General features: G+C 38.1%; 13 protein-coding genes. 3 read left to right on the forward strand and 10 right to left on the reverse strand.

Annotated features, from left to right (window positions below; translation table 11 throughout):
* Nucleotides 1-234 precede the first annotated feature (234 nt).
* From ACQKL0_RS09770 to map, 4 genes are all read right to left on the reverse strand, one after another.
* Complete coding sequence (locus ACQKL0_RS09770; protein WP_427687245.1) at nt 235-1,380, reverse strand: acyl-CoA dehydrogenase family protein; 1,146 nt, start codon at nt 1,378-1,380, stop codon at nt 235-237.
* Nucleotides 1,381-1,504: 124 nt separating this feature from the next.
* Nucleotides 1,505-2,761, reverse strand: a complete 1,257-nt coding sequence (locus ACQKL0_RS09775) for a GTPase family protein (protein WP_427687247.1) — start codon at nt 2,759-2,761, stop codon at nt 1,505-1,507.
* A 141-nt stretch (nt 2,762-2,902) separates the two neighbouring features.
* Nucleotides 2,903-3,655, reverse strand: coding sequence for a helix-turn-helix transcriptional regulator (locus ACQKL0_RS09780; protein ID WP_402872911.1), 753 nt, complete (start codon nt 3,653-3,655; stop codon nt 2,903-2,905).
* Nucleotides 3,656-3,900: 245 nt separating this feature from the next.
* Entirely contained in the window at nt 3,901-4,647 is a 747-nt protein-coding gene (gene map, locus ACQKL0_RS09785) for a type I methionyl aminopeptidase (protein ID WP_402872909.1), read from the reverse strand.
* A gap of 322 nt (nt 4,648-4,969) precedes the next feature.
* Here map and ACQKL0_RS09790 point away from each other — a divergent pair, with 322 nt between their 5' ends.
* Nucleotides 4,970-5,635: a lysozyme family protein gene (locus ACQKL0_RS09790; RefSeq protein WP_427687249.1), complete on the forward strand. Its 666-nt coding sequence runs from the start codon at nt 4,970-4,972 to the stop codon at nt 5,633-5,635.
* Between the two features lie 52 nt (nt 5,636-5,687).
* Here the strand turns inward: ACQKL0_RS09790 and ACQKL0_RS09795 are convergent, their stop codons facing one another.
* The gene (locus ACQKL0_RS09795) at nt 5,688-7,643 is read right to left on the reverse strand and encodes a GTP-binding protein (protein WP_427687251.1); all 1,956 of its coding nucleotides are present in this window, start codon (nt 7,641-7,643) and stop codon (nt 5,688-5,690) included.
* Nucleotides 7,644-7,951: 308 nt separating this feature from the next.
* On the opposite strand from ACQKL0_RS09795, the gene ACQKL0_RS09800 reads away from it, so the two are divergent.
* Nucleotides 7,952-8,674, forward strand: coding sequence for a class I SAM-dependent methyltransferase (locus ACQKL0_RS09800; protein ID WP_427687253.1), 723 nt, complete (start codon nt 7,952-7,954; stop codon nt 8,672-8,674).
* A 731-nt stretch (nt 8,675-9,405) separates the two neighbouring features.
* Nucleotides 9,406-10,116 carry a class I SAM-dependent methyltransferase gene (locus ACQKL0_RS09805; protein ID WP_427651294.1) on the forward strand — a complete coding sequence of 237 codons (711 nt, stop codon included), beginning with the start codon at nt 9,406-9,408 and terminating at the stop codon, nt 10,114-10,116.
* 63 nt (nt 10,117-10,179) lie between these two features.
* Here ACQKL0_RS09805 and ACQKL0_RS09810 read toward each other — a convergent pair whose 3' ends face one another.
* The 5 genes from ACQKL0_RS09810 to ACQKL0_RS09830 form a co-directional block, all read right to left on the reverse strand.
* The gene (locus ACQKL0_RS09810) at nt 10,180-10,371 is read right to left on the reverse strand and encodes a hypothetical protein (protein ID WP_402872894.1); all 192 of its coding nucleotides are present in this window, start codon (nt 10,369-10,371) and stop codon (nt 10,180-10,182) included.
* Between the two features lie 260 nt (nt 10,372-10,631).
* On the reverse strand, nt 10,632-11,690 hold the full coding sequence (locus tag ACQKL0_RS09815; RefSeq protein ID WP_402991692.1) for a hypothetical protein: 1,059 nt from the start codon (nt 11,688-11,690) through the stop codon (nt 10,632-10,634).
* Between the two features lie 121 nt (nt 11,691-11,811).
* Nucleotides 11,812-13,218, reverse strand: coding sequence for an alpha/beta fold hydrolase (locus ACQKL0_RS09820; RefSeq protein ID WP_427687256.1), 1,407 nt, complete (start codon nt 13,216-13,218; stop codon nt 11,812-11,814).
* Nucleotides 13,219-13,239: 21 nt separating this feature from the next.
* Entirely contained in the window at nt 13,240-13,878 is a 639-nt protein-coding gene (locus ACQKL0_RS09825) for a hypothetical protein (protein ID WP_427687258.1), read from the reverse strand.
* Nucleotides 13,865-14,254, reverse strand: coding sequence for a DUF4176 domain-containing protein (locus ACQKL0_RS09830; protein ID WP_402959540.1), 390 nt, complete (start codon nt 14,252-14,254; stop codon nt 13,865-13,867). The genes ACQKL0_RS09825 and ACQKL0_RS09830 overlap by 14 nt, the downstream gene beginning before the upstream one ends.
* Nucleotides 14,255-14,285: the final 31 nt, after the last annotated feature.

Below are 14,285 nucleotides of genomic sequence, written 5' to 3' on the forward strand. Positions count from 1 at the left end.
TCCCTTCAAACACGCCTATAGACCTTCACGTACTATAAAAGCTAGATTGAATATTTACTTAAAACGAAGTGATAAATATCTCAATTAATTTGTACCCATGAAAGCTAAGAATGAGGTTCTTCTTCTGAGAATCCCTCACAAGTTTTGTCTTAAAGAAATTTAAAGCTTCCCTATAACTAAACGTAAAAAACACTGAAACGAATGGTCCATTTCAGTGTCTAAATAGCTTTTTTCTTAATAAAGGGCTGATTTCGCAAGTGTGGTAATCGTAACATCATCCATGGGTGGATTATGAAGTCCTGCACGTACATCGCGGTAATATCGTTGCAGCGGATTAGACCGTTGCAGACTCTTCGCTCCAACGACTCTCATCGCCTTGTCGACAATGGTTATGGATTTGTTGACGACCGATAATTTAACCGCTCCTAATTCTTTTGATAATTCGTCATGATTTTCGGGTTGCATTTCCCATTTTTCCGCAACGGAAAAGAGAAAATGTCGCGCTTCCATTAATGCCAATTCAATTTCCCCAATTGTTCTTTGCACATTCGGAAGGTCGCGGATGGGTCCGGGTAGACTATTTGGGGAATACGTCTTTGCAAATTCGACTGCATAATTTCTTGCTGCGGTCGCAATTCCCAGATAACAAGCTGGTATATGCAGTAGCCAAGCATCCGGTATTCTTTTACCGGGATTTTTTTGCATGACATAGTACTTTTCTGGAATGATAACGTCATCTAGGACAAGATCATGACTACCTGTTCCCTGCATGGAAATCATATCCCATGTTTCTTCTATCGATACTCCTGGAACGTCTCGATGGACCAAAAAAGTACCCATCTGTTCTTCTTCCGTTACCCAGGCGGTAACAAGAAAAATATCAAGGACTGGGGAAAGCGTCGTAAACGTTTTACGACCACTAAGTATCCACTTATCGCCTTTCTTACGTGCCGTCGTTTCAGGACGTCCTCCACGTGTGGGACTACCTGTTCCGGCTTCTGATGCAGCCGTATTGACAAGGGCTCCTCTAGATATTTCTTCGAAAAATTCGTCCATGACCTCTTTTTTCCACGGCCTTTTCTCCGTTAAAGATAAAACCGTCCCAACATGCCAACCAATTCCTAAAGCGGTTGGTCCACAATATTCTGCAATTTTCTCCTGGGCTAAGAGAAAATCATATAAGGAACCGCCCTGCCCTCCAAACTCTTTAGCCAACGTTAATGTTGGATAACCGAATGCTTTTAATTCCTGAATGTTGTCAAAAGGAAAACCTTTAGACTCATCAAGTGATTCGGAACGATCCGGGAAGGACTGTATCGCTCGCTCTAATTCGTCTATATATTTTTTTTGCGCGTCTGTTTGATAAAACATGTCGATCATCCCTTCTAGATATGTAACCAAATACTCTTACAAGTATTCGCGAGTATCATTCATCACTATAACTCACCTATATCTTATCACTTTAGTCATATATATGATTCGAGAATTCCCTTAATCGAATTGATTAAGGGATAATTTCTTCTGTTTCTTCTTTTTCATATACATTATTAGCATGCTTATATGCTTCTTTCGCTTGCTCCATGCTTTTGTCTTCAATGAAATAAGCGATTGCAGCCTGACCAATGCCATATGTTACGGCTCCTGCTACAGCACCCGAAACAGCTAGACCTGCGCCGGGTATCAAACGGACTGCGGCACGCACGCCTTCTCTAACAAGGAGGCCTAATCCGACATTAATACCTAGAGCAGCGATGAATTCACTTGCTGTTTTTGTGTTAATTTCTTTATCCGCGATAAATCCAATCACTACAATCATCAGTCCTTGAATACCGGTCAATATTGGAAAATCAGCAAATGGGATGGGTTCAGCGCCGATTAAACTGGCAATAGCGGTAAATGTGCTGACGATTGTCCGTGCGAATTTCTTCTTGACGAAGTGACTTTGCATGGCCTTAGCCGTCATTAATTTCGCTTCACTGGGTAAGGCCTCGATCAAGTAGGTAGATAACTCATCGATGTTCCATCTCATGTCGTAATCGATATTGCCATTTTCATCAAAATCAATATAAGAACAAATCGGAATGATATTCAAAAGTGGGATGTCGCTTTCTTTAAATCGCTTTTCCATCAACGAAACTGCTTCATCTATATGCTGTTTTTTCTTAGGGTGGGCATCAAATGGCACTTGTTTATAATGAGGTGGATCCAATTCATCGACTTGGGTAACCACACAGATTACTGGTACATCATAGTGATGTTTATTTTTCACGATTTTCCGTAGCTTATTTAGCTCTTTTAAATCTTCTTCAATCCGTGAATCGGTTTCTTTCGCTTTAATCAAGAAAAGAAACACATCCGGCTGTTCCCCAGTAACCGCACTAATTAACTCATCCATTGGTGTTTCTTCTTCAAACGCCTCTGTAGGCGCCTCACTTTCTCCCAAACCGCGAGAGTCAAGCAAACGGATTTTTGGATTGTTTTCACTAGGGTACCACAGCCATTTGCCTTTACCCGTTCCAGACTTAACAGAACTGACATATTGCCGTTTTTCTCCGAACATCGAATTAATAAGAGAGGACTTTCCTGAACCACGCCTTCCGACAAGAGCAATCCGTGGCTCCCTAGCATCAACCGTCATCGTTTTTACTTTTAAGAGTTGGTCCAGCATTTTATTCTTTTTAGATTCTGAAATAGGAAGTTTATCGACCTGGCTCTTAATCAATGTATATATACTACTCATTTCATCGCGCTTTTCTTTCATTGTGATTCCCCCTTAATTAAGAACAGTTTTATTAAACTTTACCCCTGAACGATTCGTCTTAAGCATATACATGAGATGATTGATCTTTTCAGTCACTAGGCATTAGTTGTTCTTAACGAAGTAAATGGAGATTGAAAGATGTTAGGATTTTTCTTCGAGAAAGGTCACTACGCTTGCCAGGTACTTTTGGATTTCCTGCACTTGGTAAGCCGCAGAATCGGCAATTTGTTTATAGTGATGCTGTCCTTCATCTGTAATCCGTAAATAACGCTTCGTTCGTTTTTCACTTTCCCATCTACCAACAAGTAACCCATTCTCCTCCATTTCGTGTGATAAATCATATAAGTATCCATTGGAGGCAATCCAGCCGAATTGATTTTTTAACAAGTCGGCAATTTCCCCCATATAAATCGGTCTTTTAGTGAAAGCGGCCTTCAAAGTAACGTAACGGACTAGATCCTTCACAGAAATGATTTTCGAGAAATAAGAGCGGTATTCTTCTGGTAGTTCATTCACAACCGGAGGATTCGTACCAGAACCTTTTAAATCGAACATAAACCTGTCAATGACCTTTTTCACTTCAGAAAAACGTTCCAGGAAATTTTCTTGGTACCATGTATAAAGGTCTTTCCCTTTTTCTGTTATTTGATAATAATTTCTTCCTTTACTCGTATATAATGATAAATGGCCGGATTCGACGAGATTATTAGAAATTTTACATAAGTAGTCATAACTATGGACTTTCCCTGTAAACATATTTTTCAGGTCTTGATGAATGGCACGTGGATAGTTAGCTTTATCCGTCAAAGAATGCAGTAAAAAAATCGTTAAGAATTCTCTCTGGCTTAATCCAACAGACTCAACCGTTGTAGATAGTTTTTCCCCTTTCTTCACTGTCAACCCCCCCTTATATATTGTTTGTCACAAAATAGTTCAGCTTCTTCTTATTATCCTGCGCACCCACAAATTAGTAAAGGGTTTCGTGCCTAATTACCTTAGTACTTAAACTATGTATTCCGTCCATTTTAGTTGTCAAATTCATTCATAGTATTCTGACGAGGTATTTACTGGAATAAATTTACACCGAGGATATAACAAAAGCGATGACCATAAAATTAGGTCATCGCTTTTGTTATCTCTTATTGTTCTGTAAGTATGATTGGTCCTTCTTTTGTAATAACTATCGTATGTTCATATTGGGCGGAAAGTTTGCCGTCTGTTGTTCTTGCTGTCCAGCCATCCTTATCCACTTTCATATGCCATGTTCCGGCATTCAACATAGGTTCGATCGTGATGACCATGCCTTCTTTTAAACGAGCTCCTTTACCAGGTTTACCGTAATGTAACACGGTTGGATCTTCATGCATCGTTTTACCGATACCATGTCCTGTGAAATCACGTACGACAGAGAATTTTTCTCCTTCAGCATACGATTGGATGGCGTGCCCGATATCTCCAAGACGATTGCCTACTTGCGCAGCCTCGATCCCTTTATAAAGAGCATTTTTCGTTACATCCATCAAGCGCTGTGCTTCCTCGGAAACTTCACCCACACTATATGTCCAAGCTGAATCAGCTAATCCTCCGTTAAGTCTTACAACCATGTCGATCGTTACGATATCTCCCTCGTTCAATGGCTTCTTCTGTGGGAAACCGTGACAGATTACATCATTAACAGATGCGCACGTCGCGTATTTATAACCTTGGTAGCCTTTTTGTTCCGGAGTTGCACCATGATCAGCCAAGAACTTTTCCACGAATTCTTCAATTTCCCAAGTCGTTACGCCCGGCTTGATCATTTTTGCAATTTCTCTATGCGTCTCAGCAAGAAGCTTGCCCGCTTCATGCATCAAATGTATTTCTCGTTCACTTTTCAATGTAATCATTTAAAATCCTCTTTCATCTTAAATTATCTTTTCTAGTTGAGACTCCTTATTTATCATATGCCTTCCTTTATATAAAAAGCAACCAAAACACCGGTAAAAAACAATGGTTTACTCATTTCATGAACTTATATTTATCCGGTAAAGATAAATCGATCGCACCCTTCAGTTTAAAAAATGATGGGAGGCGAAAAGATTCTGATACGTTACTTTCTACGACTAGACTCATTCTATATATTGTGGATGTTTAAAAGAATACTAAAATAGTTATTACTCATTCTTTTTGGTAGAATAGGAGAAGATAAAGTGATAATAGGGAGAAAACATGAGAAGATTACGTAAAAAATCAAAGGTCATTCTGATACTATCGATGATGCTTTTCTTATTTCTGTTTATAAAGCAAGTGTTGCAGACGCCCTTTTCAGTAAAACTATCAACACCCCTGAATAAGATGAACTCGTTTGCAATCGTTGAAAAATATAGCACCCAAATTCATTCTGAATTGAAGAAATATGGTCTTGAGGATCAAACGCTAACGTTGATTGCCGTGATGCAACAAGAAAGTCGAGGAAAAGGAGGAGATCCCATGCAGGCATCCGAATCTGCCGGTCTCGCTCCCAATACAATAACCGACCCTAATGAAAGCATCGAATATGGCGTGAAACATTTCCAGAGAATCATGAAATATGGGAACGAAAAAGCCGTTGACTTCTCAACCATCATCCAATCTTATAATATGGGGATTGGATATATTGATTACGTTGCAAATTCCGGCGGCAAACATACTGAGGAGCTAGCAAAACAGTTCTCTGCCCTGCAAGTTGAAAAGAACCCTGAACTCTACGATTGTGGGGGCAATGAGGAAAATTTCCGTTATCCATATTGTTACGGGGACTTTTCTTATAGTGATAAAGTAGAAAAGATTCTTGATACACTTACAAAAAGCACTCCAGCCATTGCCATTGAAGAGAAACCAGATGAAGCACTTTAGCTGCGACATCTGGTTTCTTTTTATTTTAACTCATAATTCCATATGATTTTTCTTATTGAAGTCCATGCATATTTCCCTCGGCCTCTTCCCACGTTACTGTATACCCTTGTCCTTTGGAACAGAAAATGGAAGATGAGGTGTAATCGGGATCAGCATTTTTATTATAATCGGTCCGTTCGATGACCTCTTTGGGATTATGACACAAGTCATATCCAGCGAAGGTCAAGTTTATGGTCCCTTTCCCTTGGGTGAAAGAAGCCAGTTGGCTACTATAGTCCATAAATGTGGCAACTGGTACGAGACCCGTTAAAATCGCTTTGTCACCTTCCATTTTTGGAGAATTGAAACTCCCATGTGCCTGTTGAATATCAGAAAGCACACGGCCCATCTGGTCCAGGCCTACTCTGATCTTAAATAGGTATACAGGTTCAAGCAAGATATTTTCCGCCTTTTCCAATCCCTGCCTTAATGCCCGGTATGTAGCCTCTCTAAAGTCCCCACCTGATGTATGTTTATTGTGGGCACGTCCAGTAAGTAGTGTTACATGTATATCCGTAAGGGGAGAGCCTGTAAGTATGCCATGATGTTCCCGTTCAAAGAGATGATGGCGGATTAAGTTCTGTATTCCCACAGTAAGATCATCAGCATGACATCTATTATCAAACGTAATCCCGCTATTTCTTTCTCCCGGCTCTAATTGAAGATGAACTTCCGCATAATGTCCTAAAGGCTCAAAATGTCCATATCCAATAGCGTCTGTACCGATTGTTTCTTTATAGAGGATTTCAGGCTTTTCAAAAGTGATATTTAATAGAAAACGGTCCTTGACCAACTGCACCAATACTTCTAGCTGTATGGTCCCCATGACATGAACGTGTATTTCTTGAGAGCGTTCTTCCCATGACACATCCAATGAGGGGTCTTCAACATTCATAGTTTTAAAATACTGTAATGCTTCTTTAATATTCACAGTAGGTTCAAATGTAACTTTTGACTTTAATGTCGGTATCATGTCAAAAACGGATCTTTCTTTAATCATTCCTAGACCATCCCCCACTGATGCCAGGGATAAACCGGTGACTGCAAAGAGTTCCCCAGCCGCAACCTGATTTACGTTTTTAAATGTACTACCATTATAGAGGCGAATGGATGTGATTTTTTCGAAGACGGAATCTTCCGCTTCCCCATATTCAATTTCATCTCGTACTTTTAACGTTCCACTTAATGCTTTGATAAATGTTATTCTCGTTCCGTTACCATCATGACGAATCTTATATACACGCCCAGCAAATGGTCCTTGGCTGCGATAATCCGTGGCCGTTAACTGGTCAACCTTTTTCATAAAACTCTCTACTCCGACACCATGCAGTGCTGACCCACATGCAAGTGGGAATACTTTATTATCATGAAACAAATCTTTCATCGTCTTAAACCACAAATCCTGGTTATAACCTTGATTCATATAATGATCCAGTAAGAGTTCATTACGTTCAGCGACAAATTCCACAAGCTCCTCTTTCATCACTCCATCTGTGAAAGAGTCTGTGATATTACAGACGTCCTGGGTTAAATTCAACTGTATATCTTTCATTACAGCATCCACATCTGCTCCTACACGGTCAATTTTATTGATAAAGAAAAAAGTGGGCACTTGATACTTCTGGAGAAGCCCCCAAACGGTTTCAGTATGACCTTCTATGCCTTCCACTGCACTGACGATGATGATTGCATAATCCATCACCTGAATACTCCGCTCCATCTCCGGTGAAAAGTCAACATGGCCCGGCGTATCGATGAGATTATAGTTCGAATCTCGGTAAGAAAACATGGCTTGATCTGCAAAGACCGTAATTCCTCGTTGCCGCTCGATATCATGGCTATCGAGGAATGCGTCCTGATGATCAACACGCCCCCTATGTTTAATGCTATTCGTATAAAAAAGAAGCTGTTCGGAAAATGTTGTTTTCCCAGCGTCCACATGTGCCACTATTCCAATTGTCTTATTCATTTATGTTCCTTCTTTCAAGTGCCTTCACACCAATTTCTTACCTTTAAAGATAGAGAATATCTGTGATTTTGAATTAAACAACGAGTATATATTCTAGAACTAATGATCATTTCCTTAGTGCAAGCTCGCGGAATGAACTTGATAACACCGATTCCACATACAAACCGCCCCTTATTTCTGAGGCAACTCCTAATACGTCCACTAATATTCAACCTAGGAATATTCAACCTAGGACATGAATGTTTTAGTCACCCTTTCATTCTAAAGCATAAAATATGTATATGACTACACCAAGGGAGATAAAAGTTATGTATCACACATATCTAGATGCCTTAGCCTTCTACGGGATTGAAAGTGCTCATCCAGGCGGTTTCGATTTGACATCAAACATCATGATGAATGAGAGAATTGATGCGAATACCACAATACTCGACGCAGGATGCGGGATAGGGCAAACATCACATTTCTTGGCTGAAACCTTTAAATGCCACATTTATGCGGTGGATAATCATCCACAGATGGTTAAAAAGGCAGCACAGCGATTTCAACAAGCCAATCTGCCTATTCGAGTGTATATGAGTTCCTTAGAAGAATTACCGTTTCCCAACGATTCATTTGACTATATTGTGGCTGAGTCCACCACAGGTTTTACGGAAATCAACAAGTCCATTGCAGAATATTATAGGGTATTAAAACCTGGCGGAATTTTGCTTTCAATTGATATGACTGCGGAAATTGCATTGCATGCCAATTTGAAAGTTGAATTGATGAATTTCTATAAACTTAAAAATATTCCGACTGAATTGGAATGGGTACGTGCCTTTAAAGAACAAGGGTTCAAACATACGGAAATCCTTCATTCCAGTACAGTTTTAGAAGAGTTAAAAAGATACTCTGCTGCCAACCAACGTTCGAGCGACTCTACGGTTTTCAAAGGAACATTAAATGATATCATCAAAGAGCATTATCGCCTTATGCTTACTCATGGAAATAGTCTTGGTTACCGTGCGTTTAGGGTGAGCAAGGGATAGCAGTCTTACTTTCCAATGGTTTCTGTCTCCTTCGAAGGATTCTCCAATAAATTGCCGTATCATCTAATAATCTAGCGAAATGGCTGTAGTTTTATGTGAAGCTGTTATAAAAGAATATCTTCTCGAATGAAATGATCCCCCTAATAATAGATCATTTACAATTTTTATTAAGGGGATTCTATTGTTTAGAGTGATTATACTTATTGTTAGTACCTTAATATTTAATTGTACCTTTCCGCTTAGGAATACAAAGATAGAAAAAAAACCTGTGGCCATTGCCTTACAGGTTTTTAAAGAATCTTTTTCTATTACCAAAGGAATGCAAGGAAGATTAATGAGGTGATTGCTCCAAAAGCGAACCCAGAAGCCGCTCCCCAACCGAATCCCCCATAATATCCACCATAGCCAAATCCACCAAGGTTACCTCCATTATTAAATGGGCGAATATAGACTTTGTTGGGTGTTACCCTATGAATAATGCCCCTATGGATTGTTCCTCTATTTGTACGGATTTCTACCGGTCTCCCAATTCCTTGGCTGCACTTATGAAAATAGTTTTGATTGTTATATCCCACTTTAATAAACACTTCCCTTATATTCGATTCTACATGGTATGCAGAAGGGGACTAGCTTGCATAGATAAACACCTACTATAAAAAGCAATTATCATATCCACTTTAACTTCCGTGACATACTATGAATCAATTACATGGAAAAAGGAGACAACAGGAATGAAACACTCTTACCAAGATGCCTTGGTCTTTTATGAATTGGAAGGGGCCCATCCAGGCGGTTTTGAACTAACCAAAAGTATTCTAAAAAATGAAGACATTCATAAAAATGATAAGATCCTCGAGGCTGGATGTGGACTTGGCCAGACTTCACAATATCTAGCCGAAACTTATGGTTGTCAGGTTTATGCAATGGATAATCATCCGGAAATGGTAAATAAGACAACCAAAAGATTACAACAAGTTCAATTACCGGTGAATGTATTTATGGGCTCCATTGAAAAAATGCCCTTCCCCAAAGATTTTTTTGATTTTATCATAGCTGAATCATCTACATCATTCACTACCATTCAAAAATCCATTCGGGAATACTACCGTGTCCTTAAACCTGGAGGCACGTTAATCTCTATAGATATGACAGCGGAATGTATTTTGCCTGGTGAACATAAAGAGGAAATCATGAATTTTTATCAGCTTAAAACCATCTTGACACAATCTGAATGGATAAGTGCTTTTGAAAAAGAAGGATTTTCACACCTGGAAATTCTAAAATCCAATACGGTTATAGAAGAATTAGAGAATGCTCAAGCGGAACATGTCAAGCCTCTGCCTTCTAATGAAGCCTACAGCCGAATACTGGAAGAACATTATCGTCTAACCCTCACTTATGGAAATAGTTTAGGCTACCGTGTATTTAGGATGAACAAATAGCATGGATATACCAACTTAAACTAAGAGGAGCGTTTCTCGGTTAGAAGAAACGCTCCCTTAGTTTTATACAGTGACTATATAAATCCCCACTCCTAGAGCTAAGACAATCCCTAGGACGGCATATATCCAAGTTAGCCTGGTTAAATTGCCTCTAACAGCGCCTGAATAATTTTCATCGCTTTTTCCACCCAAAGCCATGGTACCAAATAAGGCAGCAATCATGATGATAAAGACCAATATCATGGAAAATTTCATGTTAATCCCCCCGCTCATGCACCTTCATTTTGAGATACATTACGTTCTCTCTGTAACTCCTAATAATATAAGTATACGGAATATTGAGAAAAAATGAAACAGGCAAAGTCTACTAAAAAAGGCATCTTGGTGTCCTTATGATTTACAGGATTTCATCGCAACTAATAAAAGGCCAACCGATGTCGGTTAGCCAAATAATTGCCTATATAGTTTACCTTATCGAAGTTTGACATGGGTATTGATATATCAACTTTAAGGTGTTATTGGACCCCCAAATCCACCAGATAAGCCTTAGAATTATCGCTATCTTCGTTAAGATCAATTAATACATTCGTAAAACCTGCTGTTCCAACTACTTTTGCTTCGTAATCAACACTTAATACGATTAAGTCATCGTAAAAAAAATTAATATGGGCAAAGTTGACACTATCCGCTTTTAGATTAAGCTCTTTTGCTATATCCATAAAATCTATTTTAAATACTTTTTCGTATTTCTCATTTCCTTTTTTATAATTTTCTATAGTCTGTATCCTTTGTATCCCATCTTTAAAGCTTTCTTTCGTTCCATTTAAATAGACAAACTTCCCATCATCACTAAGAAGAACATCTTTTTCATGAATCCTAAAAACAGTATGTTCCTTTTTATTCCATATCGTTTCGGAATGCAGGATGTTAAAGAATTCCCCTGATGGATCAGTCTTAACGAATAAATCTTCAAAGTTTTTCAATTCTTCAGAATCAACGACGTTTTGAAGTTCATCTGGTACCAGTTTACTGGCGGTTACCGTTGAAAAATCACTTTTTACGAAAAGAAAAATTGACCCACTTTCTTTTTTATTTAATTGTTGTATTTCAATTGCCATTGATTCCTTACTTAATCCCCTTATATTAAAACTGAGCCGATCGGTCTCCGTCAAACTATATCGATTTAAAATGCCAGGCAAATTGAGTGTTTTCTCACCTTCCATGGTCTTAATTCGTAATCTATTCTTTTTTTCCAATTCAACTAAAGGGAGATTATATTCATGCAGTGGTTTTACTGGTAGAAAAACCTCCTGCTTTATATTTTTATTTTGTAATGAGTTCAATGTTGATGACACATCCTCTAAACCTAACAAGGGCTTGTAAAAGTCACGGAATACCTTACCATACGAAAAGTATTGAATGGGGGAGAACTCTTCAGACCCTTTTCTTATGGCATTTACGCTAACGCCGTCTTCCATAAAAAGAGGATTACCATAATTCGGAGCGAAAAAATTGATCATAAATCGAGAAAGTGACTCATTATCCGTTTCAGGGAATCCCTTTATATAAAGCAAGTCCTTCACTTCCTCTTGTTTTTTTGTTGTTGAAAGATCCGGTCCGCATCCAATGAGAAAAATAATGATTAAAAGTACGATTCCGTTAAAGAAACACTTTTTCATAGATTTTAGCTCCTAATTATTTGTCTGTATTAACTTGTCTTATGAGTTCAATGAATTCTTCATCTTTAATTTCATTACCATGACCTGGATTCTTTATTGTGCTAACACCCTCTACCTCATATTGCGGTCTTTCATCAATCAATGATTCAAGATTGTTTGCATTTTGACTTTCCAATGAGACTACATCGTCGCTTTCTGTTTTAACTTCCATAGACCCACCCTCATAATATACCGTCTCCATTCGATAACCGGCAGAAGCTATTATATTCATCTTTTCAAGTTTAGTATATACTTCAGGATTTGCAGATTTGAGATTTTGTAAGTCCTCTTTCATTTCTTCCTTAGATAGATCGGTATAGACATTGCTATGGAGAATTCCATTATCCTCCCTTTTATTTTCTGGATTGAAATCCAAAAAATCTGTAAATTGCCGTGGGTCTTGCCCTATTTTTCCAGCAACATAAGGTAAACTGTTTCCCGTTTTAGCTAGTTTGTTTTTGTCATAAGGTGTGCCGATAGTAGTAATGCTCTGTACATAGTCTGGATAATCCATTGCAAATTGCATAGATCTTCTGCCTCCATAACTATGACCAAACAAATTAAGTTTTGTCGTTTTGTTTATAAGCCCCATTTCCGAGAGCAATCTAGTTAAATCATCACTGGTTTCCTGTCTATGTTCATTTGACTGTTCTGTATCATAAACTAAATGAATACGTCCTTCAGGATATTTAAAGGCATCTTCCTTTTGTAAGGATTGAAAATCGTCTAGTGCAAGCACTTCCTTTTCGCCATATTCATTCATTTTCACAACATAATATTCTTTCTTTCCGTTACGTTTCACATGAACGATTACGTCACCCTCAACAGAAGCCTTTTTAGCACTTTCCAAAAACTCGTTCCCGTTTGATTCGATTCCATGAATATAAACTGATACTTCTTCAAAGTCCCCCATAGGTCCTTTAATATTTTTCATGGAATTATAAATGATTGAAATATCATTTAATCCCTGTCGCATCGGCGAACGATAATAGCGGACAGCATTTTCGAAATCTAATTCAATTTCAGATATTTCACTTTTGAGCATATTATAATAAAGTGAAATTTCCTGACATTGAGAAATAATATTCGTAAGTTTTAATAGTTCTTCTTCAATCTGATCGCCTTTTAACTGAAGTTTTTTGTTCTCCGACTTCAACCTTAACTCGTCTAAATCACTTATGTATTGGTCCACTTCAGCTTTCAAATCAGAGAAGTCAAACATAATCATAGTACCAGCCAATTCCGTTATACTGCCTGAATCAATAAAACCCCAAATCTTTGCATATGCATTTCTTACAAGTTTGGAATTTGCTAATAATACCGTAGCATTTGCGCGGCTAGTGTGTAAATTGATCAAACTCGTTACTTCTGGCTCTTTATACATAGGTTCTTTATCCTTTCCTGGTTATTCACACTTCCCTAGGTTATGAGCAATGAGATTATCTACTCGTTCAAGCTCTTTAATAATTCCATCCGCGTCAGTGCTAAGTTCTTCGACACTTTTTAAAAACGTGGATAAAAGGAAAGTAATTTGCACCTTTCCTTCCTCCCACACATCGGCAACATCCCCCCAAGGAAACTCCGTATGAAAAAGTACATCATTCAATAATTTTTCAAAGTCTTTTAACAACTCGTTTAAGCTAGCTAAGTTAGAAGAAAATTCTTTTTTTGCTGTTTTTAATGTGTAGGCATTTAGTTTAATTTCGTTACTCATATTTTCATAAGAAAACTCGTATTGCTGCACTGCACGGTTGTTCTGAGGTACAGTCTCTACTGAACCTGATTCATCCGTACTCAAAATCATTGATACAAAGTTCATAACAGTATCAGCAAAATACAGTAAACCAACGCTAGCTTTGTTAAAAAATTCGATATGATTACTCAATTTTGTCTTAAGCGCAGTAACAGCTTCACCGCTATGATTCTCAAGTTCCTTACTAAAAAAAACGATGGGTTTATAAACGGCTAATATCGTATCTTCTAATTTTCGGACGCTTCCAGAAACCATATCAGGCAAGTCTTTATTAAATTTAAATACCCCCACTTATTTGGCCTCCTTCAATTTTCGAATCGCCTCCCTTTGTTTCCGCCTCTTTAAGTAATTGATCAACTTTTACTTCCATTTCATCCACATACCCATAATGATACAAAACGTCTATATCATCCTTGTTAAAAAGAATGAATTTTTCTTTCGAATGGATATAACCATTTGGATATTCAATAGCTGTATAATCTTTAACCACATTATGATTTTCAGAAAACACCAGACGACCGATGATTAACAAACGCCTTGAATCACCTTGGACTCCAACTACACTCCCTATTGGTAAAAACTCCTTAGAAAAGAACAATTCCATCTCTCCTTCGCATCCTCTTGCCATTGAACACCCTAAATATATTTGTTTTTTTAAATTACCCATCCTCTCTATTTTAAAACCATTTTTTTCCTAT

The sequence above is a fragment of the Peribacillus sp. NPDC097264 genome (assembly GCF_050277925.1).
In the GTDB taxonomy this organism is placed as follows: Bacteria; Bacillota; Bacilli; order Bacillales; family DSM-1321; genus Peribacillus.